Origin of the sequence: Acaryochloris sp. CCMEE 5410 (assembly GCF_000238775.2) — a bacterium.
Taxonomy (GTDB): domain Bacteria; phylum Cyanobacteriota; class Cyanobacteriia; order Thermosynechococcales; family Thermosynechococcaceae; genus Acaryochloris.
In genome coordinates, this window is the sequence record NZ_AFEJ02000002.1 from 1,287,501 (window position 1) to 1,313,436 (window position 25,936).

Below are 25,936 nucleotides of genomic sequence, written 5' to 3' on the forward strand. Positions count from 1 at the left end.
GTCCTTCGCGCTGAAATGTTTCTTGAACAAATGCTTCCCAGGCTGCCTTAAAGCTGACCAAGAGCGTTGTAAACTCCTGAACATTGATGCTGGTCAAGCTTTGTAAAACCCGAGGTTTATCCTGAAGCTCTTCAAAGCTCATTTTCAAATTTATACTTCAGCACTGAATGACACTACTCAATTCTAAAATGCTTAATTCCGATAAAGTTTAATGAATCACTACCCCCAGATTGTTGAGAGGGCCTAGCCGGGATTATCTCCAGCGATACCTAGTTCTGCTTCTATATCGGCCTTCCATCGTTCGGTTGGCTTGGCGGCGTTGACGCCTGGCCAGCAAGATTGATTTGGTTTTACGAATTAACCCAATAATCACTAATAAGACGATGCCAGCCGCCAGCAAAGGAATCGCTAACCCTAGCAATGTTAAGACCACGGATAATACAGCTTCGATGGTGGAGAGGACAGGGTTCCCGACCCCTCCAGTCATGGTGGTTGCGGCGACACGGGTGACGGAGGTGGTTGTTTCCACGATTCCGGCGGCACTGCCACCAGCCAGAATCGCTAAGGTCCATTGCAAAACGGGATTGAGATCACCTAACGTAGCTGCGGTTAAGACGGAACCCACTGCAATTGCCGTCGGAATCTCGATTAAATCCAGCAGATTATTGACTCCGGGAATGTAGTAGGCCAACACTTCAACCACCACGGCAGTGCTCAATACAATCAGAGCAGGATAGGAGCCAATCCACTGCAAATTGGGGGCCAACGGCAGATCACCAAATAGGGCCGCCATACACATAATCAGGGGTGGGATAAAGACCCGTAAACCGCTAGCTGCACTGAGGGTAATCCCGAGACAGAGACTAATAAGGATTTCCATGGTGTTGTTGAGATCAATCCTCCCCTATATTGCCTCAATCGCCTCTTCGAGGGATGTCAGGGTGTTTTGCAGGAGGGTGAGTTGATGCTGATTTTGATAAGACTTCGGTTCTGCGTTCGCTTCCACAACCGGGGTTAAGATAATCTTCTCGGCTGTGCGTTCATACTCTTGCAGGGCAGTTAAAGCCGCAGCTCGAAACTGAGTGAGATAGTAACGGGCTGCCTGCTGGTAGCTTTCATCGTTCTTTTCAAACTTGGGTAAATCTGCTTTAGAAACAGCGATATTTTCCAGTTTGTTGACGACATATCCAGTACCACCAAAAATAGCGGCTCCTAGGGGGCCACCCATCAACCAGCCTAATCCGGTTGCGATCGCAACCGGGGCAATTTCATCTTCCTTGGATTGAGTAGAGGATGTAGACGGCTGGGGTTGTGATTGGGGTGCAGGACCACTGGGGAATGCAAACCATAATTCTGCCGGGCGAGGTTGGTTAAAGAATGCACAAGCTTTGTGAACCCAACCCACCACTTCACGCTGGTGTTTCAGCCAGGTGGGTTTTAAAGTTTCCGTGAGCCAAGCTGGAAAACGCTCTTGTTGGAGCGCGATCTGGGCTCCTGTTTCATGGTTGCGGAGCAAGGTGGGCAAATCAAGCCACACTTTGGTATCAGCTACACTCTCTCGGAATCCTTTGATAATCAATTTTTGGGCGCGTTGTTTAATCTCCAAGCGCTGCTGAGCCCGATCTTGGACGTCGGTCTGGACTTGGGATTGGACAAAGGCAATTTTTTCTTGGAGGGCGAGTTGGAGTTGTTTCGCCAGTGCGATCGCACGCTTTGATTGAGTCGGCATGCCGTCTGTTTGATAAGCCTGAACAATACTTTGCAACGCCGTTTCTAACATGGGCAAGCCCGTGGTTTGAGCAGTGGCCATATCGCCTTTCAGTTGGGCACGCAACGCAGGCAATGCATCGACACGGTAAAGATTGCTAATCCCAGGGGGGAGCTGAGACCGAAAGCTTTCGGCCACAAACCGCATTCGGTTCATCACCTGTTTTTGATCGTCAGGGTCTAATAGGTTTAAGAAATTAACCACAAATACGACGCTTTCGATGCCCCGATCCAACAGCCAGTCCCGCAGGTGTTCCCGTTCCCCTAAGGTCATCAATTTGCGACCATCCAGCATCTGAATCACTAAATCTGCCGTTAGCAGTTGTTCTTTGGCCAGAGCATCTTGGGCTTCCCGATCATTGGTTCCCGGTAGGTCTAATAGCTCCACACCCGTTTGTAAAAACGGATGGGGACAGCTCACTTCTACAGACACTACGTCTTCTCGCATCCGCCGATTATCATCCAAAATGGCGTACTGCTTGAGAATATCCGTCCCTAGCTCCACAATTTCCTGGCTGCTTTGCAAACAAATGCGCGTTTGTAGCTGTGGGCCATAGCGAACGGTAATGGCAGCTCCAGTCGTCGGGATCAAATCAATGGGGAGGGCTTTTTCCCCTAGCAAAGCATTGAGCAGCGTAGATTTCCCATAGTTAAAGGGGCCGAAGATTGCAATTCTAAGGGCTGTCTTCTGGACCCTATTTACAACTGTAAGCACCTCTCGCCGCAACTCATCTGTTTCTCGAAGCTCCAACACTCCTACAGTCATCTGTAGAGTTTGGAGCAAATTACGGTAGGTATCCAGTTGAGCCATCGCCAGTATTTCGTGATATTCAGCACAGATAAAGTCATCAGAAGATCAATGACAGGGTTTGGAGAAATAACGCCTGCTTATTCAAAACGGTTTGTTTGAGATTCACTTCGATTCTAAGCCTGTGACGAGAAGTGAACGGAGCAACGGTCAGGCTCATGCCTGATATTAACGGACGAATAGATAGCGTTATTGACTTTAGTTTTCCCACTCAAAAGTCTTAATGCACGTGAACTTAGCTTGTAGCTCTACTTTTTATAAATACGATTTTAATCATGACAGCTCTGAGCTTTACGCAAAGCAGCCAAGATAGATATCTCCTCTTTTGAGCACAAAAAGCTGGGTAAATTATTTGACTCTCCAGAAATATTCACAGACCATAAGAGAGATTAAAAGTGCAAGTTCTTTTTTCCTCTCTAAAAACGTATCGTGCTTTCAAATTCAGAGGATGCTGTTCGGATTCTCAATTACATTCAACAAAAGATCAATACCAGTGAGAGTCTCAGTGATATCCAGATTCAGGGCGTAGCTAATGGATCGGGGATGCCTTAGACTTCGGAATGGTTACCCCTGGGAATAGGGAGTCAAACCGTTGATTGACCCAGGCAAGCCGCAGCATGAGTAGATGATTGAAACCATCCTCACTCCAGCGCATACCAACCCCCTTAAAGCGCTGTTGAATCAGCCACTTACAAGCACTTTCGACCATTCCTGACCCCAGCGGTATCTGTAGTTGTTCAAAGTGGCGATATTGGATGTGTCGCAGATGGCGCTGGAAATAAGCCTGTACCTGGAGCAACGTCGTAAAAGATTTGCCCGTAAACAATTGTGAGTGAATCAACATCGTCAAGGACCGCAATACTAATAGGTGTTGCCCATGTCGCAATTGGTGTCGCCAGCGCCGAAACCAGGCTTGGGCTTGAGCAGAGCGAACATCCCCAAACATCACTTTGTTGCTCGTGCAAGATGGCCTGCTGCATGAAAAAATCGAGAACTGCCACAGCACAGTGAGAGAACAAGGTGCGGTAGACTCGCCAGAAGCCTCGCCCCCATCACTCAACCAGATGACGCTTGGGGCCGATTCAAAGTCTTGTTTGCGGGCTTCGAGTTGCAGTAAGGGGATGAACTGGTCGATATCGCCCAATACTGCTACCAGTCTTCGACGCAGTAGTTGGGGGACACTCTTTTAGCTCGGGTGAGCCGTGTTCCCAGGCGGGCTAAGATAGCGACTTTAACTTCTCGCCACTGGATTTTCCCTTGGGGGTTTTCGGAGTGGGGCGAAAGGGCACCATCACACCGTCAGCAGCAATGGCCAAAGGCAGAGCAGACAACACCTCTGAAATCGCTTCACTAGGAGCCTGTTCACCTGATGCTTGAGCTTTGAGTTGAGCCTCTAGCTCCTGATAAGCTTTGTTGCCCATGACTTGCACCCAATTCCACAAGCTTGATGAACTGACGGATAAACCACTCCACTGACTCAGCATCCAACTGGCCAGTTCATAGGGCATAAATAGACTTAACAAGCAGCCTAGACGCACCAGTTCTTTACTGCTGTGCTGGTAAGAGGTAATCCCAATGGATTGGTCCAGAGGAGCTGATAGACTACCTGGACACCCTTTTGGACAACGACCCACCCGTCGCTTTCAGTAAATATTTCCCACCAGTGTCTGCATCTGACGAGATTCCCATCCCTTCGAGTGCAAGCGGGTTCCGCAGGTGCTACACCTAGGCCATTCAAATACTGTTTTGCTCGCCGTGAGAGTTCATCCTCCAGAAGCCATCGAGCCAAATACAAACCCATTTGCAGAACGATATAAACCATCTGACTCAGGCTGGGTGATTCTTTGAGTGCTTCGACCTGTTCTAGAAATTCGTGATGCTCTAGTACGGTTGGCAATTGCGATGTTAGGCTCATGACAAGTTTTTGATTCGGGTACAGGATCTATTGTCCTTGACCCGTTTTTCTTTGAGCCATACATCCCCGATTCTGTGCTTACGCCCCAGATTCATGTTTTCTCCCAATGTTGGCATGGACAATCCTACCGTCAAATCGCTGATAGCACTGGCTATGAAGTCGGTTATATCAAAAAGGTGGGTTCTCATTTATGGCAGAAGCTATCTAATGTTTTAAACACAAAAGTATCTAAAAATAACTTCAAAATTGCACTCAGTGAATATATTGGGTTACATCCATTACCCAACTTTGTTCTGTCCCCTAACACCAGTAATGAGGAATGTGTATATCAAGATTGGGGAGAGGCAGTAAATGTATCTTCCTTTTGGGGGCGGTCAACAGAATTAGCCACACTTCAGGAATGGATATTAGGTGATCAATGTAGCTTGATTACCCTGTTAGGAATTGGAGGGGTCGGTAAAACAGCACTCTCCGTGAAGTTAGCCCAACAGCTCCAAAGTCAGTTTGCCTATGTACTCTGGCGAAGCCTCAAGAATATGCCCCCGGTGATGGAGTTACTAGCAGACTTAATCCTCAACTTATGCAATCAAAGCTTACCTAAATTACCCAACACACCATCTCAACGAATTTCAGTTCTTATTCAGTATTTACAGCAACAGCGATGTCTAATCGTTTTAGACAATGTTGAAAGTTTATTTCAGAGTGGTCAATTTGGGCGTTATCAACCCATGTATGAAGAGTATGGTGAACTTCTCCAACGAATTGGTGAGGTTGCCCATAACAGTTGTCTGGTTTTGACCAGTCGCGAATTGCCAGAAGAAGTTGCCATCCAAATGGGGACACATTTACCCGTCCGTGTCTTTAAGTTAGAAGGATTAGGCACTACGGCTGCCTACGAAATTCTCAAGAGTAAAGGGCTATCAGGTTCAGCCTCAGAAACAACCTCGCTGATCGAGGCTTATCAAGGTAATCCTCTAGCGTTAAAGATTGCCGCTACATCCATTCAGGATGTGTTTTCAGGGAATGTGACTGAGTTTATTCAGCAAGGGACGATGGCTTTCAATGGGATTCGTCGGCTGTTGGATCAACAGTTTGAGCGATTATCTGCGCTAGAACGACAAGTGATGACCTGGTTGGCTATTTATCGTGAACCTGCCACTATCCAACAACTCGCTAGTGATGTTATCAGTTTGCCTTCCTTTACGACCTTGCTTGAAGCTCTGGAGTTTCTGGGTCGTCGCTCGCTGATCGAAAAAGTCTTACCGAACGAGACCCGTCCAGCTGGTTTTACATTGCAACCCGTGGTCATGGAATACGTAACCGAGAATTTAATTTCTCATGTAAGTCATGAACTCGTTGGGGATCAAATGGATGATCTGCATCAATATCCGTTGGTCCTGGTGCAATCCAAAGATTATTTACGAGAAGCTCAAATTCGACTGATTCTTAAGCCTATTTTTCGTCATCTCTTAGAAACCTATCCCAACCAAGGCCAGCTAGAACAACATCTCAAACACCTTTTAAATAGTCTGCAAACTCATGCTCAAAATAGACTCACCTATGCGGTAGGGAATATTTTGAATCTACTGCGACTTTGTCAGGCAGATTTTTGCAACTTAGATTTATCTCACTTAACGATCCAGCAGGCAGATCTACGAGAAGTCAAACTCCACCAAGTCAATTTTGCCCATGCCAACTTAGAATCAACCCTATTTTCTGAAACCCTAGGCAGTATCTTTAGTCTTGCCTATAGTCCCAATGGAAGTTGTTTGGCCGTTGCTGATACTGGGAACATCAAACTCTATGATTTCCTGCGATACCAGCATCAGCAGACCTTATCCAGTCACAAGGTGCTGATCTTATCTATCACCTTTAGCGATGATGGTTGTTTAATTGCAAGCTGTAGTGTTGACCACACCATTAAGGTTTGGAATGTTAAGTCAGGAAGTTGCATCCAGACTTTGAAAGGGCATACGGGGGCAGTGATGTCGGTGGCCTTTCAGCCTCAAACTGGGGCTGACCCAGATTATATTTTGGCCAGTGCTAGCCAAGATGGCAGTGTCAAGATCTGGAATATCAGCACTCAAGCCTGCATTCAAAGTTTGAATGCAGAAGGACAGTCCGCTCGATCCGTGACCTTCAATTCCAGTGGCGATCAATTGGCGATTGGCTATCTTGATGGTCAGGTCAGTCTTTGGCATATGTCATCCAATCGCAGACAGTGTCTGCCCCCAGACGTCACTAGTCAAGAATCTCCCCTTGCGTTTAGTCCCGATGATCGACAATTAGCTGTGGGCTATAGTGATGGGCAAATTCAGCTCTGGGATGTGTATCAAGCAAAACGGATCAGAATCCTCCAGGGCCACACAACCCAAATCTTCTCGGTGGCCTTTAGCACTGATGGCCAATTATTGGCAAGTAGTTCCGGCGACAATACCGTCAGAATTTGGGATCTGCCAACAGGTCAGTGCTTGAAATGCTTGCAAGGCCATACATCACGGGTGTCTACGGTGGCGTTCCATCCAGACAATCTGTGCCTGGCGAGTGGAAGTGAAGACTCAACGGTGCGGGTATGGGATGTGCAAACGGGACAACTGCTGAAGTGTCTGAATGGATATAACGATTATGTGTGGTCAGTGGCTCATAGTCCAACCCACACGATAGTTGCGAGTGGGAGTAATGATCGGGGGGTACGACTTTGGAATACCCAATCGGGTCAAGGTGTGCAAAATCTGGAAGGCCATTCTGGTCGGGTAAGATCAGTGGCCTACAGTGCCGATGGTCAAGTGTTGGTGAGTGCAACCTATTCTTATGAGATCAAGGTTTGGGATTCTACGAATGGGATTTGCCTAAATACCTTTCGAATGCCAGGCGAATGGTGCTGGGATATAGCGCTAAGACCCGATGGAGACGTATTAGCTGTTTCTGGTGGAGACAACAATGTCCATCTATGGAATGTTCATACTGGGGAATTGCTGAATACCCTGGTGGGAGAAGAACATTATGCGCTGGGTTTGGCCTATAGTCCTTCGGGGCAATACCTGGCTACGTCAAGATTGAATAGTGTCCAGATTTGGGATCTGGCCTCAGGCGCTTGCGTTCAAACCCTGAGTGATGAAGATTGGATCTGGTCCGTTGCCTTCCATCCCCAGGAGTCTTTACTGGTGACGGGGGGTAATGACGGAAGCGTCAAACTTTGGGATCTGGAGCAAGGTAAATGTCTCTGCCATATGAATGAGCATGCGGCCATTGTCTTGTCTGTAATTTTTAGTGCTGATGGTCAGGCTATCGCAAGTGGGAGCTTTGATCGCACAGTTCGCATTTGGGAAGCACAGACAGGGGAATGCATCCAAGTGCTGGGAGGTCATTCTGACGGTATCTTCTCAGTTTCTTTTGCAGCCGAAGGCAATATCATCACCAGTGGCGGAATGGACGAAACGGTCCGAGTCTGGAATGTGCACACTGGAACATGCTTGCACACCCTGCAGCCCCCGAAATTGTATGAAGGCATGAACATTTCAGGGGCCACTGGATTAACTGACGCTGAACGACAGACGCTCAAGATTTTAGGTGCGGTAGAACGCTAGCCCAAACAGCATTGGCAGGAAAGAACCGTTTCAACTGAAAAAGGCCTGCATTCTGAATCAACACCAGCGTTATGCCGTAGCCAATAGATTCTGATAGGCCGTCTCGATCAGCTCACAGTCGGTAGAGACGGCCTGCTCTAAATTCTCTAAGCGAGCAACTTCCGTTTGGCGATCGATCTCTCGTGAGTTTTTCTGCTCTAGGAGGTTGTCTAACTCTTGTTTGCGAGACTGGATATCCTCTTGCAAGCGCTGCATCACCTCTTGGTTGTAGGCATCAAAACAGTCTTGGACCGAGCTATAAATGGGCTGGTATTTTTCCTGGGCAATTTGGGGTAGACATTTCACAAACTCTTCTTTCGTCGCCTTGGTCAATTGTTTGCGGGCATGATCCGCTTGCAACGCCCCAATGCCTAATCCCACCAATGCAAAAGTAATCGGCCCCAACATAATGCCAAAGACGGATGAAGCAATCAGGGCAATGCCAGCAGAGGTGAAGAAGTTGAGCATAATGCTCTGGAAGTCAAACCCCGTAACGGCCATTGCCGCCCCGCCGATATTGCCAGAGGCGAGGGAGAATAAACCCATTGCCCATTTAGCCCATCCAGGTACGTTATCATTGGACTGACGTTTGGGACCGCGAGCATTCATATTTTGCCCCGTCAATTTTTCGGTAATTCGGTCGGTAATTCTGGCATAAGAGTTACCGTATTGCTCAGCACTTTTAGACAGTTCTTCGAAGGCATCTTTTAAGTCCCGCTCGGCGCGGATGCTCCAAGCAAAGAACTTATCATTGACATACTGCTGAAAGGCTTGTTGAAAAGCAGCGTTAAAGGCTTCCCGGCGTCCTTGACTAAATAGATCCAGCAACTCTAGATCAGGGGGTTGATATTTGAGGAAGTCTTGATCAAAGGTTGCCTCTAAATCGAATATATAGGTGCGAAATGAATCGGCAATCGAACGCGATCGCTGATCTCGCATCCGATGAATATCTTCTCTAAAGTTCTCACCAATTTCTTTCAAATCCTCAAATTCCGGCTCGACGGACTCAATGCGTTGCTCTAATTCCTGAACGCTCTGATCTAACAGGGGAATCCGTCGATTTGTGGCATCATGAACTCGGTTGAGAGCTTGTCGAGCCAAGGTTCGGGCTTGCCGCAATTCTGCGATCGCGCGCTCCTGAGTCAGGAACGTATTCAGTGAGGCCAAAAAGTCGGGAAATCCGGTGCCCTCTAAGTTAGCATCCGTATCTTTCACTCGCTTGCGGAGAGCCTGCAAGGCTGAAACGGGAAATACCCGCTCTTCATAGAGGTCATAGCCATCGACTTGGCAGTATTCTGCCAGGTTGGCATGAAAGACTTTATGGAGTTTGCGGGTAGCATCTTCCAATTCGTCTGGATCATCGGGGTCAATCAGACTTTCCTTAATTTGGTCCCAAGCATTAATCAAAAAGAAGATCGACAATCCCCGATCTTTAATATAGTTCTCGAGGTAGCGACGTTCAGCCAGGGTGCAAGGCTGAGTGGCTCGCAGTACAAACAGAATGGCATGACAGTTTTGGATAAAACCTAGGGAGAGATCGTTTCTGGCTTCCGTATCGTTTAAGCCTGGGCTATCGACAATCTCAACCCCTTTCTCTAACAACGGCAGCGGATACTCGACCACGGCATGGCTCACATCTGGGAAGGCAATCTGCTTTTGTTCTTCTAGCTGCTTTGCTTCTTCTGGGTCAATGGTGTAGCGGTCTTTGAAGCTAGCAAAGTCAATTTGTTCGGGGGATTTACCATCATTGAAGTGGACGGTTACAGTTTTATCGGGACCATATCGCAAGATGGTCAGCAGGGCTGTACAGGGATTGACGTCACTGGGCAGTAAGTTTTCTCCAATCAAAGCGTTGAGGAAGGTGCTTTTCCCTCGCTTCATATCTCCTAGAACCATCAACCGGAAAACTCCCTGCTTTAAGTTGCGGCAGGCGACACTCACGTCTTCAATTTCTTGTTGAAGCTGCAATGATCCAGAGGCGGATTCTCCAGCCCGTTCAGCATCTTCTAAGGTTTCGGCAATGCTGGATAGGTGGGAGGCAATTTCCTGGCGGATTTGAGAAATTCGATCTAAATCTTCCAGGAAGCTAGCGGTTTCAACGGAATTACTCATAGTGGAGGAAGGTAAGGCTGCTTTTCCAGCATACCCATCTGCACTTTTAAATCCACCGATAAGCCTGAGAGAGTCTGCCAACCCTTCACTAGGCAGACTCAAGCGATAGATGCCCTTGACTCAGGCTTTGAAGAATCTGATCAGGGTGCTCCAGTAAAAAATTAGGGGTTTTCTCCGCAAGAACTGTTCGGTCATTAAACCCCCAACAAACGGCAATACTAGTTAAACCAACCTGTTTAGCTGCCTTCACATCATTAATTTCATCACCCACATAAACCAATTCTTTAGGGTCAGTGGCCTTGAGTCTAGCCAATTTTTTTAGCGTCCGTCTCTTCCCCGATAGAATCTGACCACCATAAATAAATTCAAAGAGATGATCGATAGCATATTTCTGAAGAACATACTCAACATTCCTGCGAGAATTAGCAGTAACAATCCCTAAACGATAACCTTCAGACTTCAAATTATGGAGGGCGGTTTCGATGCCTTCGACTAACGATAAATCGTCAATACTATGAGTCAGCTCCTGCCGAAAACGCTGCAAATAGCAAAGGGATCTCCATTTGGGAATCCCTAATTCTTGAGCAATTTCTTGAATCCCTAACTTCCGCATTAGCTCGATTTGAACCGGAGATAGAGGTTCATATCGAAAATCTCTAGCTAGGCGATTGGTGGCTTCGATAAATATGCCAAGGGAATCGGCAAGGGTGCCGTCAAAATCAAAAACGATCAAGCGCATACTTCGTTATGTTCGTATCTCCATAACTTGAATTTCGATTTCATTCCACCCGATCCAATACCGTGATATTCGGGTCAATAATCTTTTTGCCAATCCCTGGAAATTTAACTGCTAAGCAGATTTTATTCCCACCTCCAAAAATATGGGTCACCTCCCCTAGTCCAAACCCGCGATGAACAAGCCGATCACCGACCGCCCAATCCATGGCATGGGTATTGGGCATCTTTTTCTTTTTAGTCCCTGGGCCCATTGCAGAATGGGGCGACTCAGACGGGATGGCCGATAAAGAATTAGTCTGTAAGAGATCTCGAGGCAGCTCTGATAGAAACAGTGAAGGCATCGCTGGCTCCCTTGAACCATAGAGTCGTCGCTCTCGTGCGTGAGAAATAAAGAGTCTTTCTTGAGCCCGAGTAACGCCAACATAGCAAAGACGGCGTTCTTCTTCGATAGCCGCAGGATCTTCTAAAGAGCGGAAATTAGGGAACAGTCCTTGTTCTAGGCCAACTAAAAAGACGATGGGAAATTCCAACCCCTTAGCTGCATGCAATGTCATCAGTGACACCGTAGTTTTTTCATCTAAATCATCTAAATCAGAGGCCAAGGCCGTATTAGCGAGAAAAGAAGGGAGAGACTCATCGGTATTCTCTTCTGCATATTGTAAAGCGGCATTTTGCAATTCCTGGACATTGCCAATTCGATCATCCGCTTCATCAGTTCCCTGATTTTTTAAGTCCCGAACATACCCCGAATCTTCTAAGATCCCCTGGATAATATTGGCTGCAGATTGGGTTTCCACCTGCCCTTGCCAATGCCGCATCATTTCCACAAACTGCAAAATTGGCTTGGCGCTACGAGCAGCTAAGGTTTTGACTGCCGTCTCTTCTGTCAGCATTTCCCATAAGGGCACTCCTAGCTCCTGGGCTGCATTCATAAGGCGATCTAAGGTGGTTTTGCCAATCCCTCTGCGGGGTGTATTAATCACCCGTTTGAGGCTGACCGTATCAGCCGGATTAACAATTAAGCGTAAATAGGCAAGAACATCTTTAATTTCCCGGCGATCGTAGAACTTCAGTCCCCCGACCACCGTATAGGGAATACTCCAACGGACTAAGCCCTCTTCAAAAGCCCGAGATTGAGCATTAGTTCGATAGAGAATGGCAAAATCGCCCCAGCTCAGTTCGGGGTGGGATTGCTCTAGAGTCCGAATCTGCTGCACGACAAAATCGGATTCATGCAGCTCGTCATCCGCCCGATAGCAGTAGATGGGTTCTCCCGCACCCCGAGTCGGCTTAAGAATTTTGTCGATGCGTTCTGTATTGTTATCGATGAGTTCATTGGCCACTTGGAGGATGTTTTCGGTAGACCGATAGTTCTCCTCTAGCTTCACCATCGTCCGCGTGTCATCATCCGGCAGGCCATCGCCAAAATCCTGCTGAAATCCCATCAGGATTTTGAAATCTGCTGCCCGAAAGGAGTAAATGGACTGATCAGCATCACCCACTACAAAGATAGAGCGATGCTCCCAATCCTTAAAGTTGCGGGTATCGGTGCCGTTGGTCGCTAGTAACCGCAGCAAATCATACTGGGTGCGGTTAGTATCCTGGTATTCGTCCACCAGCATATGGCGAAACTGCTGGTGCCAATAGCCCAGAACTTGGCCGTTCTGTTTTAGCAGCTGCACCAGCACCCGAATCAGATCATCAAAGTCCAGGCCGTTATTGGCAGCTAGGGAATCTTGATATTTGCTGTAGACCTGGGCTACCACGCGACCGCGAAAATCCTGTTGATTGGCTTCTAGCTCTTGGGGGTTCCAGCCTTGGTTTTTAGCATTACTAATAGCAAAGCGGACGGAACGAGGCTGGAATTTACGGTCGTCGAGATTGAGCTGATTGACCACAATATCTTTGATCAGACTCTGGACATCTGATTCGTCAAAGATAGAGAAATTACGCTGCCATTTACGGCCCTTCTCATCCTGGTACTTCTCAATTTCCATCCGTAACAGGCGGGCACAAAGACTATGGAATGTGCCAATCCAGAGAGGTTTGGTAATGGTTTTGTAGACTTGCGATCGCAACTTTGTCTGCTGCTGAGGTGCTAACAATTCTAGGGCTTTGCCGTGATCCTGCTGGGCCAGCTGTTCCGCAAATAATTTCTCAATCCGCTCCTTCATTTCCCGAGCCGCTTTATTCGTAAAAGTCACAGCCAGAATATTTTCGGGATTAACCTGATGGCGCATCACCAAATTAGAGATGCGATAGGTCAAGGCTCGAGTTTTACCCGATCCAGCCCCCGCTACCACCAACAGCGGACCACAGAAGTGTTCCACTGCCTGTCGCTGGGAAGGATTGAGATGACTTAAAAAGTCAGGAATAGCAGACATAAAAAATCAAGGAGAAGAATTCAGAAGTATCGTCTTTAGCAGAGATGTTATGCCAATGGAATTGAGTATTCGAACAATCTCTGTGCCCACCATACGTGATTCCAATAGAAACGCAAGTTAGAAAAAATTATAAAGTTAGAGAATAAAGGGCAAGAGTAGCGCCTTATCCTACCCACAAAGCCGCGAGAAACAACCAAACCATAGCCAAATCTCTCCTTAACCCTAAGGAATCTCTAGTCGTCCCTTTTTGATGAATTGCTACAAGGCATACCCTCCTCTAGGGCTGTCTAGGACACCCACTGAAGAGATAAGAACACATCATCAACACTCCAGGGAATGATAGATGATTCTTCCTCCAATACCCATGCAGCATTAAGGCAACGGTATAGGCTACTAAACGCCACCGATCTAGCTCAATAACTCAACACTTGAATAACAGGACCGGAACTGGGAAGGTTACCTGAACTAACCGTTAGACCACTCCCACCAGATCGTCGAATGGTAGCCCCTTGCATCAGGGAAAGAAACGCATCCACCGACTGCAGGTCACAGGAACTTTCGTCAGCAGCAGCCGTTTTGTAATGGGTCGGAATCACCATTTTAGGGTTGAGGGCTTGAACCGCAGCCTTTGCCTCTTCTGGGTTATAAGCTTTTGCACTGCCACCCACGGGAATCAGTAGCACATCCGGCCGCCCCATTAGGATCTTCTGGTCTACACTAATGGGAGAGGCAATACCGCCTAAGTGAACCACATTTACCCCCCCTTGAATCCACTTCCAAGCCACATTGGTGCCAAACCGATAGCCGTTGACCCGATCATGGAGCGTCCGTATACCTTGGAACTGCAAACCGTTGGTTTTATAAGCCCCCGGTTCAAACAATAACTTGGGTCTTCCGGGTAAACCTTCAACCACCCCTTCATCCAGCAGTCGGCTACTAATAAGAACAATATTGGCCGACGTTTGGGGTGACGGATATTTAGCCGTACAACCCGCAGGACGGAAAGGATTGACCAATACCTGAATACCGCTGCCTGAGAATAAGAAACAAGTATGGCCTAGCCAACGAATGCTCAGAGAGCCTGCGGCTTGGGCGGATGAAGACTGCCAATGGGTGGCAAGACCAGTTCCCAAGCTGGTGATCAATCCTGCTTGCACATAGTGCATGAAGCGGCGACGGTTCATAGTTCTCTGTGATGTATCCCTGAATGTATGTCCTGTGAAACCCGATCAGTATTAGCCATCGGTAGGAAGGTGGCTCAGAAAATTCTTGAGCAGTTGTTTCCCAGATGTCGTCAAAATACTCTCTGGGTGAAACTGGACGCCTTCAATGTGAGGATAGTTCCGATGACGCACCCCCATAATCGTGCCGTCCTCAGTCCAAGCCGTAATCTCTAGGACCTCTGGACAGGTTTCCTTCTCTATCACCAGACTATGATACCGAGTTGCGGTAAAAGGATTATCTAACCCGGAAAAAACCCCCGTGGATTTATGACGGATAGGGGATGTTTTACCATGCATCAGCACTGGGGCAGACACAATATCGCCACCAAACACTTGGCCAATACTCTGATGGCCTAAACAGACTCCCAAGATCGGTACGGTTGCACCCAATTGCTCAATCAGCTCTAGAGAAATTCCAGCATCTTGAGGCCGTCCCGGCCCTGGAGATATAACGATTGCATCGGGCTGGAGCTTCTCAACTTCGGCTAGGGTAATCTGATCATTGCGAAAAACCTGAATATCTTGGGCCACTTCAAATTCAGTGGCGAGTTCTCCCAAATACTGAACCAGGTTGTAAGTAAAGCTGTCGTAATTATCAACAACCAGTAGCAAGGCTTGCGCTCCTGTCCCAAGAGAAAGTTATCTCTCCAACTTAGCGTGTTTATCCTACTTTGCAGCTATAAACCTGACTGCAAACAGCGCTGTCATCACATCAAAACGCGTTTTAAGCCTGAAAGAGAGCTAGAAAAGGCGGAATAATTAGAAATGCAGCAATCACCACTGCTGCCATTGCTGATACTAAAACAGCTGCGGCTGCACAGTCTTTGGCTATCTTGGCCAACTCATGGTAAGTCCGCTCCACTGTTAGATCAACAACCGCTTCCAAAGCGGTATTTAGTAACTCCATGACCAGCACTAAACCACTGGTCAAGGCAATCACAGCCAATTCTACAGGTTCAAGATGAAGGGACAACCCCATACTTAAGGCCACACTACCGATCACGGTATGAATCCGAAAGTTACGCTGAGTTTGGAAGGTATAACTCAATCCGGCCCAGGCATATTTAAAACTCACAAATAGATTATGAGCGACTTTGAATGACAGCTCACGCTTAAGCCGCGCTGGTTCAGGCTCAGTGCTACTTTGTGAAGAGATTATAGATTTATTTGACATAAATTTAATCTTTTTAACGATTCTACACTACGACCGCAAAGGGCATGGCTGCAATAAATCTGAAAGCGATGGGTCTGAATCAAGGATTAAATTGTCTATTGCTTAATCAGAGAAGTATTTCTCACTCACTATGGTTTAGGTTACCCACAGTTCTAACAAACTCTTCTAGGTCTAGCTAGTTGCTGCCGATACATTCGTGAGATTGATTAATGATTGCTGCTGCGCCAACATATTTTGGAGGCATTCAGGGGTCGGGTGATCCCACCCCAATAGATGCAACAATCCATGGGTCGCTAACCAAGCTAGCTCCTGCTGTAAGGGATGCTGTTGCTCTTGTGCTTGCTGCGCTGCAGTCTCTACCGAAATAATGATGTCGCCGAGCTCCACAGGCATCTCTGACCACAAATCTATCGGCTGATCGGTTAAGTCAAGGGTTGCAAAGGCCAGCACATCTGTGGGGCGATCTAGGTGCCGATAGGTTGCATTCAAATTCTGGATCGCCGCGTCATCCGTGAGCAGTAGGCTCAATTCATAGGTTTGGATCGGAGAAATACCAGGCTGCAAATACTCAAACCAGTGCTGAAACCAAGATTGCCAGGTCACAGCTGTAATTTGATGGGCTTGTTTAAGCACATTCTCTACTAACGAAGATGGGATGGCTCTGTCTTCAAGATCCCACTGAATATGGACGTCAACTTGCATGTGGTTTGAGACGATTCGCTAACGAGTCAGATAGGACAGCCCAATCAACAAGGCTAATACCCCCACTGTAGTTAGTCCAAATTCCAGCAACGACCGTCTGCCTTTACGAACCATGTTCCTCATCGCTAACTTGGTGTAGCTATCTGTAGGTTTAGATGCAGGAGCGACATCATTTGTAGGCGCAGCTGGCCCGACACTGGTCACGTCGGCAGGGTTGGTGCTAGTTTCATCCTTTACGGAAGGGTCAGAACTCATGATTCAGAGGTGCAAATAACAACGCAGGAGAGAGATACAAACCCTCATTTGAGAGCCAGACTATCTCCATACCTCTAACTGTAAGTCATCCTTATTGAAGCAAGCAGACCTTGATCTAATAGATTTAAGAAACAACGCGCCCTAGGCAAAGGCATGAGGGCAGGAGAGGAGGCATCGATGCTGTCTCCTTTCGTTTGTTTCGTTCACTCAGGCTGTCACACCTTGCGCCATGAGGCTGTTCAATAGGCCTTGAAAGAGTAAAAGGCCATCGGTATAGCCCAAGGTCGGATCAGAGGCTCGCTCGGGGTGAGGCATCATGCCAACCACATTACCTTGTCGATTACAAATACCGGCAATGTTCTCCACCGAGCCGTTGGGGTTGGAATCTGGCATAATTTCACCATTGGGCTGACAATAGCGGAACAGAATTTGCTGATTGGCTTGGAGCTGCTTGAGCGTCTCTGGATCGGCATAGTAACAGCCTTCACCATGGGCAATGGGCAAGGTAATTACCTGCCCCACTTGATAGGCTTGGGTCCAGGGTAAGTCCGTTCTTTCTACTCGTACAGGAATGCGATCGCAAATAAAATGCAGATCTCGATTTCGGACTAAGGCCCCTGGCAATAACCCTGATTCCGTCAGCACCTGAAACCCATTGCAAATTCCCAAGACCAGCTTGCCCTGCTCGGCATGAGCCATGGTGGCCTGCATAGCCGGTGAAAACCGGGAAATAGCCCCACAGCGCAGGTAGTCCCCGTAGCTAAACCCACCGGGTATAACCACAACATCTAAATCACTAATATCTGTTTCTTGATGCCAGACCATACGAGTGGGCTGTTTGAGCAAATCGCGAGTGACCAATACGACATCGCGATCGCAATTTGATCCCGGAAATACCAGCACACCGAACTTCATTTGGTTGCTCCTGTGGGGGTCAATCGCAGATCAAAACGATAATTTTCAATCACTGGATTGGCTAGAAGCTGATCACACATGCGATCCACCTGTTGACTAGCCGCGTCCTCATCATCGGCGGATACCGTTAGCTCAATATATTTACCAATCCGAATCGGGCCTACGTTGTCATATCCTAGTTGCTTAAACCCCGTTTGGACCGCTGTGCCCGCAGGGTCTAAGACTGATGGCCTCAAAGTCACATAAATTTTGGCCTGATAGGTTTGTGTCACGATTCCCACATGCATAGCGTTCCTCTTGAATGTACCTGATCCAGGGCACAAACAGACTAGAGAAGAATGGTCTTTCTGAACGTTCTAAGGAGTCGGGTCAGGGGTCCATTGAGGATAGGTGAGAAACGGAACTTCCACTAACGTTCCGATTCCGGTTCCTACCGAAACTTGAGCGCCTGCATCCCCCGCTTTTGTTTTGACATAGCCTAACCCCACAGGACCCTCAGCAGTCTCAACCAAACTCGTCAATACCCCCACCTTTTTGTCTTCAAGCGTGATGGGCGTATCGACAGAGACAGATTCACTGAGCTGAATCCCCCAGAGTCGCTGTTTGACGCCTTGATAAGTGTTGAGTCGAGCAATCGTTTCTTGGCCGATATAGCACCCTTTGTCAAAGGAAATAGTCTGCCAAAGTCCGGCTTCTAAAGGATTAAAGTCTTCTGTTAACTCAGCGCCAGGCTTCGGTCGCCCTTCCGTTACTCTTAACTGTTCCCAAGCCTTTTCCCCCAAGGGACAGGCACCCTGTTCCGTTAAGGCTTGCCATAGCTCAGCCCCCACTTTAGTATCGGCAAACAGGGTATAGCCCGGTGTTGTCAACCCACTACCTGACGCAACACGAACAGTATGGCCTTTTATTTGAGTTGTAATGTGATGATGAGGAGATTCAGGCAGGTCTGAAATTCCTAGTTTGTGCAGGATTCGTGAACTTTCAGGTCCCAATAGGCTAAAAGTAATCGTTTGGGCCGTAATATCTGCAATCTTGACCTTGTCTCCAAAGAAGATATAGCGATCGCACCAGCTCATCAATTGTGCTCGTCGAGTGGGAGAGACCAGCAGCACAACAGCCTCTTCCGTCACGTATGCACTCACCAGATCAATCGTGCGAGCCGTGGATGTTACAAACACGCTTTCACAGCCTTCACCTGGCTTCAGAGTTTTGAAAGTATTGGTGGTCTGGTTATGAAGAAAAGACAGTCGATCCTGATCGGTGAACTGTAGACGCCCCCAATGGGTACGATCCCAGAGGGCTGCTCCATCTTGAGCCGCCTTTAAGGCGGATTCATCATTGCCAAAACTGAGGATGGAACCCTGATCCTCAGCCCACACTGCTCCTTTTCGGCGTTGACAGTTCTGTAAGGTCTCTGACATTGCGGCGTTTATCCGTTATTCCTGGGGCAAGGTTGATTTTATTCTTTTCGTGAAGCAGGAGGACTAAATCCCTAGGGTTGTTTACAGTTCATGAAAGAACGCAAAAAAAGATTTCTTTTTGCTAAGAAATCTAACACAAACCCCTACTGGCGGCCCTTTATTCGTGGCGATTAGCTGAAACAATTCTGTTCTATGAGATGATGATTGCCAGCATTATCTTTTCATTTATTCTATTACCCCTAGCTTCCAGCCATTTTACAGGGGACCCTAAGATTTGAGAGGAGATTTATATCAATGACAATGGACTTGGTCACACATGGTGGCGACCCCTTTGTGGGGGATCTCGCTACACCTGTTAATAGTTCTGGGATTGTAAAAGCCTGGATCAATAACCTACCGGCTTACCGTAAAGGCATGTCCGCGAATGCTCGGGGTTTAGAAATTGGGATGGCCCACGGCTATTACCTCTACGGTCCCTTCGCAACTTCTGGCCCGATTCGAGGCACTACAATGTCTCTTGTATCAGGTGTTCTGTCGGCAAGCGCTGTTATTATCGTCTTATCTGTTGCGATTCAGATCTATTCCAGTGTTTCTTCAGCTAAACCTCATCCATCCGTAACAACAGCGGATCCTGGTAGCGACTTCGCAACTAAAGAAGGTTGGAGCGCTATTGGTAGCGGCTTCCTCATCGGTGGCTGTGGTGGTGCTGTCATCGCTGGCGTTCTTTCCTATGCGATTGCTATCTTCGCAGGCTAAGGATTTACCCTCTTAACCGTAGCCGTCAATCACTGAATTCAAAGATTGATTCAGCGACCTGAACCCCTTTCTATCTTTTTCAGAGAGGGGTTCTCTTCTGAACAAGTACTCTTATACACTCGCAATAGTCGGGATCAAAGATTGGCACAGAGTTAGGGGATCAACACCTAATTCTGTTCGTTGGTGAGCAGCAAATAATCCCGCCTGAGCATGCCACCAAATACCACTACACACCCTCTCACTGAGGGACGGCTGATCTCGTTGCTGGCTCAAGAGTCCTGCCAAAATACCCGTGAGCACATCTCCGCTGCCCCCACGAGCTAGGGCTGGGGTACTGTCAGGATTAATCCAGACTGGACCTTGTGGAGGGGCTAGCATCACCCTTGCCCCTTTGTACACGATATAAGCATCACTAGACTGGGCTGCTTGCCTGACCATCGACAGCATGTCCTGAGATGGCTGAGCCGGGAACAAGCGCTTAAATTCGCCTGGATGGGGCGTCAGAATCGTGGGGGCTGATCTGGCTTTCAGAGTCTCCACGGGCTGATGCTGTGCTAAAAGATTGAGGCCATCGGCATCAATCACGAGGGGGCAGGTACTGGTCAACACCTCCCTCAAGATGGCATCCGTTTCCGTTGTCACACCAGGACCATAGGCAATGACGTCAAAGGAGTCCAAGGATACTTCTGGAGACAGACTTGCGATCGCACCGTGTTCCGTCTCCGGACAGCCAATCACCAAAGCCTCTGGCACAGATTGCAACACCAGCGGCTTCAAAGAGGCTGGCACAGCAATCGTCATCATTCCCACCCCTGTCGCCCTTGCTCCCAAAGCAGAAAGGATAATGCTCCCCGCATATTTTTGTGAACCGCCAACCAATAGGCAATGTCCTTGCCGATATTTATGGGTATTGGGATGGCGCTGGGTGGGCAATCCTTGCCTTGCCATCACCGATGTAATTCGGCGAATATCGGGCACCTCACCTAAAACAGCGTTGATATCCGCGATGGGGATATCAAAATCAATCAGCTGCAGATCACCGTTGTAAGGCAAGCTCTGGTCTTGGAGCAAACCTAACTTCCACAACCCCAGGCATAGGGTATAGGTGGCATTAATGGCTGTACCTAGAACCGCTCCAGTATCGGTGTGTATGCCAGAGGGCAGATCAATACTGATAACAGGCTGCGACCAGGTGTTGAGTTGGTGTATCAGATCTGCGATCGCACCTTCAATCCCTCGTTTCAGTCCAAACCCAAACAAGCCATCTACAATCACATCACAGGATTGCAACACTTCGACGCCCTGGCCAATCTCCACTCCTAGAGAAGCAACATACTGGGCATACTGTTCAGTTAAGTCTTTTGATCGAGGCAGCGGACGACAAAGGCGAATCTCATACCCCTGAAAATAAAGCTCACGGGCCACCACAAAAGCATCGCCACCATTATGCCCTGGCCCCGCCAGAATCCCAATTCTGGGCATGACTTCATAAGGATAAAGGGTCTGAATGCGTCGCGCAATCAGACCCCCTACTTTCTCCATAAGAGCGGAAACAGGCATCCCCGCCTTAAAGATGCGTGATTCAATTTTTCGCATCTGCTGAGCAGTCACCACAGTTTTTTGAATCTGGGTGAAACGCTCATTAATGTGTTGTTCTAAATTTTTATCCTGCATCTCCCGTCAGGATATGCAACAGTGCATGAAATCCAATTATGTTAACGAGAGAGGTTGAGCAACCCGAATCCGAGTGACGTAGACTTTCGCCTAACATTAGCCTCAACCCAGCGTCTTCTATCCCTTAGTAAGGGAAGAACAAGATATCTGGGAAAAAGCGATTTAGCTCAACCAAGAACCCTGCTGTCAGGGTAAAAAAGATAAAAGCAATCACAGGAGCCGTACTAAAAAACTTCATAAAATCTTTCTCCGAATCAATTTTGAGTGGGCCATCAGCCCATGCATTTAGCGAGGTGAGACCGTAACATCAGAATCTGGGACAGTCAACTTACCAGAAGTGACTTCTCCAAGAGCTTTAACGGGCCAAGCTAACGCAGCAATAGTGGAAGAAAGAGCCAAAGGCACATCAATAATGATTTCGCCCATTGCGGGGTTCTTAGGATTCTTCTTACGGTTAGCAATTTGGTAGTTGCGGCTAGCATTACCAATACCACCAGCGATATAGATGAATAGCAGACCGGGGATCAAGAAATCACCCGCACGGCTCCAAGGACCACCCGCAATAATTCGAGGTAAACCATCTTCTGGACCACACAAAGCGCTGCTATACATTTCAAAACGCTTTTGACCCGAGTTAGGATCACCAGTCGTATTACGAGCTTTAGCAGCCCGCTCCTGGAATTTGGGGGACTCACTACAGGGAACGAGTCCACCAATATCAGCAGAGGCTGGAGGGACAACACCAAGCCAGAGTGTCATTACGAGAAGGACAGCAAACAATCGACGCATAGAAATTGTTTCCCTTATAACGAAACAAGAGTTTTTACGTAACAAAAAGCATTAACTTTTTGCCAGCGTAGACGCATAGACTTAAGAAGCAATCATACTCTTTGAGTGGGGTCTTGGTAAAGAATTGAGGCCCCTAAATACACGCATACACCATCAAAAAGTTACCAGTTTATGGCAACAGTTTTAGCAATTGAAACGAGTTGTGATGAAACTGCCGCCGCAGTTGTAAAAAAACGTCACATTTTAAGTAATATTGTTGCATCCCAAATCGACATTCACCGTCCCTATGGAGGGGTGGTGCCAGAGGTCGCCTCTCGCCACCATGTGGAGTCCATTAATGATGTCGTTAGCGAAGCCTTATCCCAAGCCCAGATAGATTGGCCAGATATTGATGGGATCGCTGTTACTTGTGCCCCGGGGCTGGTGGGCGCTCTGCTGGTTGGATTAACTGCAGCCAAGACCTTAGTCATGCTGCACGATAAACCTCTCATTGGGGTTCATCACTTGGAAGGGCATATCCATGCCTCCTATCTTCAGAATCCTGATTTAGCCCCCCCTTTTCTTTGTTTATTGGTGTCCGGTGGCCATACCAGTCTGATTAAAGTTGAAGACTGTGGTCTATACCGTACCCTGGGTCAAACCCGAGATGATGCAGCGGGAGAAGCTTTTGACAAAGTGGCCCGTTTGCTAGATCTGGGATACCCTGGCGGCCCTGTCATTGATCGCATTGCCAAGTCCGGCAATCCTAAGGCGTTTGCCCTCCCTGAGGGGAAAATTTCTCTACCAGAAGGTGGCTTTCATCCCTATGACTCCAGCTTCAGTGGCTTAAAAACAGCCGTTCTCCGCTTAGTGGAATCCTTTCGCCAACAAGGGAACGACGTGCCCGTCGCGGATATTGCAGCCAGCTTCCAACAAACGGTGGCTCAAGCCCTGACTCGACGAGCCATCAAATGTGCCTTGGACTACGGCTTATCCACTATTGCTGTTGGCGGTGGCGTTGCCGCCAATAGTGCCTTACGCCAACAACTATTAGCCGCCGCTGAAGACAAAAAACTACAGGTCCTGTTTCCACCCTTATCTCTTTGTACAGACAATGCCGCGATGATCGCCTGTGCAGGCGCAGAACACTTGGATCGAAGCCATACTTCAGCACTTACCCTGGCAGCATTATCCCGCATGCCCATTTCTAAAGTGATGGAATTATACCCAGGGTCATCCCCAATGCACCCTCCTTTGGAGCTTGACGCTGAATGAATCTGATCGTAGTGGGGTCAATCGCTAGCCTAATCGCTGGGTTGGCAACAGGCATCGGTGCATTACCCGTATTATTCGTCAAAACCCTGACGGATCGTTTGCAAGGTATTTTTTTGGGCTTTGGCGGTGGGGTTATGTTGGCCGCCACTGCCTTTTCCCTGATTGTGCCGGGAGCAGACCTGGCTATGGGTCAAGGTAATACTGAAACCCAAGCAGCTTTAATTATGGTGCTGGGTATTTTGCTGGGAGGTGGGTTCCTCTGGCTAGCCCACAACAACTTTCCCCACGAACACTTCTTCAAAGGTCAAGAAGGCCCGTCAACCCCTAACTTGGCTCGCATCTGGCTATTTGTGGTCGCCATAACCCTGCACAATTTCCCGGAGGGGATGGCGGTGGGGGTAGGTTTTAGTGGCGGCTCTTTATCCAGCGGCATTGCTCTTGCCATTGGCATCGGCTTGCAAAATATGCCCGAAGGACTGGTGGTAGCCGTCGCTCTGCGGTCCCTTAACTATTCATCCCTCTATGCCCTAGGCGTTGCCTGTCTCACCGGCTTAGTCGAGCCCATAGGTGGTGTTGTGGGGGCTAGCATTATTAGCCTGGCTCAACCCCTTTTGCCCTGGGCAATGGCATTTGCAGCAGGCGCAATGCTGTTCGTTATCAGTGACGAAATTATCCCCGAAACTAGCCGTAAAGGCATTCAACAGGAAGGGACCCTCGGAATCATGCTGGGATTTGTGGTGATGATGTATTTAGATGTTGCTCTAGGGTAATCGGTTGAGAACAAGAGCCTAGGGTTTACCTTCTGGCTAAAGCCGTTATGCAACGAGGGGAAAGGCAGCAGCCAAAGACCAGCCAAAAAATAATGCACTGCCAATTCCATAGCTCCAAGCATTCTTCACATAAGCAGCCACAAAAGAGAGGATGCCGAAAAAGATCGGGAAGATAGGCAACAGCAGAAAAATAAATCCCAATTGAGGAATCAGACTGATCGTCCAGACTAATCCGGCAATCAGCACCACGGTTTGACCTAGCCACCATAAAAGACGCTTGCTGATTCCGATCTCCTGTTGGGCAATACCTGAAGCCAAGAACCAAGGTAAACACGCTAATGACAATAGCGGCCAGAGCTGCAAACGGGCAGGGATAAGCCACCACTGCACCCAGACCACCTGCGCCATGGCCCCAAAGGCAAACCACAAGAGAATAAACACCAGCATTCCTGTTCCTACGGTTCTAGCGGGGGAAAACTGACCGTATCGGCGCTTTTTGATCGGCCATAACCCTTGTACCCCTATCCAAATCAGCCCACCCAAACAGAACCAAATGCCTAGCGCTCCCCCTACTTTTAGGCCACCCAAATTTTCTAACTCTACTCCCCGGCTAATTAGGCTAACCCCAGCAGTGGCAGCTAGGGGGGCAGCCAGTAACCCTCCCCAGTTTTGCCAAGGTTTTAGGAATGCTTGCTGGACGGCTGGCGCAGCAAACCAAGGGACAATGGCAGCAAGGGCCATCAAACCACCGATCAGGTGTAAGCCATACCAGCCTATACGTCGGTCCATATAGCTGCTGGTCTTAAATTGGTTAAAGGTTTGGTTTAGCCACTGAAGAGCACTTTGATGGCTAATATCGCTAAACAAGATGGTAATGTGCTCAACTTTAGGCACAACAATCAGCTTTCTTCCCCTGCCCTCGGCTAAGTTTTGATTTTTTCCCCCAGCCGTTTGCAGCAGTTTGCGAGCGCTCTCTACAAATTGACCTTCTCCACTGCCCACTTGAAGCTGTAAGTTAGCGGGTTTATCAGCCGTCACCTCTGCTCGAGTCGGTGAAATGGCAATGGTAGCGTCGAAGCGATCGCGTTGTTCAATACTGGCCGTCATCACCGCACTACTTCCCATGGAATGTCCCAAAATCGCTAGTCGCTCTGGATCAACTTCGGGCTGTTCAGTCAAAGCCTGATAAGCAACCTCCAAATCAGGTTGCAGAGTCTCCATGTTCAATGGGGCAGGATTGGCACCATGACCACTAAAATCCCACAAGAGACTGCCATAGCCTGCCTGGGCAAAGGTGTAGCCATATCCCAACATCAATTGCTTAGACCCCGCAAAGCCATGGGCAATTAAAACCCCAGGTACCGGATCGCTATTTTTTGGCGCAATGAAGATCATGGGAATATCATTCGCTGTCAAGGAACGAACCACCAGCCCTGAGCGAGCTTTGAAAACGCCGAGCCAAGAGATTGCAATAAGTATAATTGCTGTAACTAACACCAAAAAACGCTGACGATTCATAAAAAATTGAAGAAAGAACTGATAAACATGGACATTTATTCCGTCTATACCACTGTGTTAGAGTTTTTTCTCCTATAATGTGCTGAGTCTCTGATCCTATGGAATGACTCAGTGTCGAACCCCATAGCCAATTAT

At 48.1% G+C, this 25,936-nt stretch carries 22 protein-coding genes and 1 pseudogene (1 of these 23 running past the window's edge); 4 read left to right on the forward strand and 19 right to left on the reverse strand.

Annotated features, from left to right (window positions below; translation table 11 throughout):
• The 4 genes and pseudogenes from ON05_RS26760 to ON05_RS38740 all read right to left on the reverse strand — a co-directional run.
• Positions 1–142, reverse strand: the 5' portion of a protein-coding gene (locus ON05_RS26760; RefSeq protein WP_010467660.1) for a transposase family protein. It extends 785 nt beyond the left edge of the window; the window shows 142 of its 927 coding nt (coding positions 1–142); the start codon lies at positions 140–142; the stop codon falls past the left edge of the window.
• A gap of 111 nt (positions 143–253) precedes the next feature.
• Entirely contained in the window at positions 254–880 is a 627-nt protein-coding gene (locus ON05_RS26765; protein WP_010467659.1) for a DUF4126 domain-containing protein, read from the reverse strand.
• Positions 881–904: 24 nt separating this feature from the next.
• Positions 905–2,578, reverse strand: a complete 1,674-nt coding sequence (locus ON05_RS26770) for a dynamin family protein (RefSeq protein ID WP_010467658.1) — start codon at positions 2,576–2,578, stop codon at positions 905–907.
• Positions 2,579–3,104: 526 nt separating this feature from the next.
• Positions 3,105–4,490: pseudogene (locus tag ON05_RS38740) on the reverse strand (ISKra4 family transposase).
• Positions 4,491–4,564: 74 nt separating this feature from the next.
• On the opposite strand from ON05_RS38740, the gene ON05_RS26790 reads away from it, so the two are divergent.
• A complete protein-coding gene (locus tag ON05_RS26790) occupies positions 4,565–8,077 on the forward strand; it encodes an NB-ARC domain-containing protein (protein ID WP_262562383.1) in 3,513 nt (1,170 codons plus the stop codon).
• Positions 8,078–8,146: 69 nt separating this feature from the next.
• Here the strand turns inward: ON05_RS26790 and ON05_RS26795 are convergent, their stop codons facing one another.
• From ON05_RS26795 to ON05_RS26845, 11 genes are all read right to left on the reverse strand, one after another.
• Complete coding sequence (locus tag ON05_RS26795; protein ID WP_029314947.1) at positions 8,147–10,228, reverse strand: dynamin family protein; 2,082 nt, start codon at positions 10,226–10,228, stop codon at positions 8,147–8,149.
• Positions 10,229–10,316: 88 nt separating this feature from the next.
• On the reverse strand, positions 10,317–10,967 hold the full coding sequence (locus ON05_RS26800) for an HAD-IA family hydrolase (RefSeq protein WP_010468451.1): 651 nt from the start codon (positions 10,965–10,967) through the stop codon (positions 10,317–10,319).
• Between the two features lie 40 nt (positions 10,968–11,007).
• Positions 11,008–13,350 carry a DNA helicase PcrA gene (gene pcrA, locus ON05_RS26805; RefSeq protein WP_010468452.1) on the reverse strand — a complete coding sequence of 781 codons (2,343 nt, stop codon included), beginning with the start codon at positions 13,348–13,350 and terminating at the stop codon, positions 11,008–11,010.
• Between the two features lie 413 nt (positions 13,351–13,763).
• Positions 13,764–14,534, reverse strand: coding sequence for an MBL fold metallo-hydrolase (locus ON05_RS26810; protein ID WP_010468453.1), 771 nt, complete (start codon positions 14,532–14,534; stop codon positions 13,764–13,766).
• 51 nt (positions 14,535–14,585) lie between these two features.
• Positions 14,586–15,185, reverse strand: a complete 600-nt coding sequence (locus tag ON05_RS26815; RefSeq protein ID WP_010468454.1) for an aminodeoxychorismate/anthranilate synthase component II — start codon at positions 15,183–15,185, stop codon at positions 14,586–14,588.
• Between the two features lie 112 nt (positions 15,186–15,297).
• On the reverse strand, positions 15,298–15,747 hold the full coding sequence (locus tag ON05_RS26820) for a diacylglycerol kinase family protein (RefSeq protein ID WP_010468455.1): 450 nt from the start codon (positions 15,745–15,747) through the stop codon (positions 15,298–15,300).
• Between the two features lie 171 nt (positions 15,748–15,918).
• Positions 15,919–16,449, reverse strand: a complete 531-nt coding sequence (gene ybeY / locus ON05_RS26825) for an rRNA maturation RNase YbeY (protein ID WP_010468456.1) — start codon at positions 16,447–16,449, stop codon at positions 15,919–15,921.
• 18 nt (positions 16,450–16,467) lie between these two features.
• Positions 16,468–16,704 (reverse strand): DUF3285 domain-containing protein, encoded by a 237-nt coding sequence (locus ON05_RS26830; protein WP_010468457.1) that lies wholly within the window; start codon positions 16,702–16,704, stop codon positions 16,468–16,470.
• A gap of 207 nt (positions 16,705–16,911) precedes the next feature.
• Positions 16,912–17,619: a phosphoribosylformylglycinamidine synthase subunit PurQ gene (purQ, locus tag ON05_RS26835; protein WP_010468458.1), complete on the reverse strand. Its 708-nt coding sequence runs from the start codon at positions 17,617–17,619 to the stop codon at positions 16,912–16,914.
• A complete protein-coding gene (gene purS / locus ON05_RS26840) occupies positions 17,616–17,906 on the reverse strand; it encodes a phosphoribosylformylglycinamidine synthase subunit PurS (protein WP_010468459.1) in 291 nt (96 codons plus the stop codon). Before purS ends, purQ begins: the two co-directional genes overlap by 4 nt.
• A gap of 69 nt (positions 17,907–17,975) precedes the next feature.
• Complete coding sequence (locus ON05_RS26845) at positions 17,976–19,040, reverse strand: folate-binding protein YgfZ (protein ID WP_010468460.1); 1,065 nt, start codon at positions 19,038–19,040, stop codon at positions 17,976–17,978.
• 294 nt (positions 19,041–19,334) lie between these two features.
• On the opposite strand from ON05_RS26845, the gene ON05_RS26850 reads away from it, so the two are divergent.
• Complete coding sequence (locus tag ON05_RS26850) at positions 19,335–19,796, forward strand: photosystem I reaction center subunit XI (RefSeq protein WP_010468462.1); 462 nt, start codon at positions 19,335–19,337, stop codon at positions 19,794–19,796.
• Between the two features lie 111 nt (positions 19,797–19,907).
• On the opposite strand, the gene ON05_RS26855 is transcribed toward ON05_RS26850, so the two are convergent.
• From ON05_RS26855 to ON05_RS26865, 3 genes are all read right to left on the reverse strand, one after another.
• A complete protein-coding gene (locus ON05_RS26855) occupies positions 19,908–21,470 on the reverse strand; it encodes a bifunctional ADP-dependent NAD(P)H-hydrate dehydratase/NAD(P)H-hydrate epimerase (RefSeq protein ID WP_010468464.1) in 1,563 nt (520 codons plus the stop codon).
• 124 nt (positions 21,471–21,594) lie between these two features.
• Positions 21,595–21,708 (reverse strand): photosystem I protein PsaJ, encoded by a 114-nt coding sequence (locus ON05_RS26860; protein ID WP_010468466.1) that lies wholly within the window; start codon positions 21,706–21,708, stop codon positions 21,595–21,597.
• A 47-nt stretch (positions 21,709–21,755) separates the two neighbouring features.
• The gene (locus ON05_RS26865; RefSeq protein ID WP_262562384.1) at positions 21,756–22,259 is read right to left on the reverse strand and encodes a Photosystem I reaction center subunit III; all 504 of its coding nucleotides are present in this window, start codon (positions 22,257–22,259) and stop codon (positions 21,756–21,758) included.
• A 171-nt stretch (positions 22,260–22,430) separates the two neighbouring features.
• On the opposite strand from ON05_RS26865, the gene tsaD reads away from it, so the two are divergent.
• Both tsaD and ON05_RS26875 read left to right on the forward strand, forming a co-directional pair.
• On the forward strand, positions 22,431–23,513 hold the full coding sequence (gene tsaD, locus ON05_RS26870) for a tRNA (adenosine(37)-N6)-threonylcarbamoyltransferase complex transferase subunit TsaD (RefSeq protein WP_010468470.1): 1,083 nt from the start codon (positions 22,431–22,433) through the stop codon (positions 23,511–23,513).
• Positions 23,510–24,283: a ZIP family metal transporter gene (locus ON05_RS26875; RefSeq protein ID WP_010468472.1), complete on the forward strand. Its 774-nt coding sequence runs from the start codon at positions 23,510–23,512 to the stop codon at positions 24,281–24,283. Before tsaD ends, ON05_RS26875 begins: the two co-directional genes overlap by 4 nt.
• A 45-nt stretch (positions 24,284–24,328) precedes the next feature.
• Here ON05_RS26875 and ON05_RS26880 read toward each other — a convergent pair whose 3' ends face one another.
• Positions 24,329–25,801 carry an alpha/beta hydrolase gene (locus ON05_RS26880; RefSeq protein WP_010468474.1) on the reverse strand — a complete coding sequence of 491 codons (1,473 nt, stop codon included), beginning with the start codon at positions 25,799–25,801 and terminating at the stop codon, positions 24,329–24,331.
• Positions 25,802–25,936 lie beyond the last annotated feature (135 nt).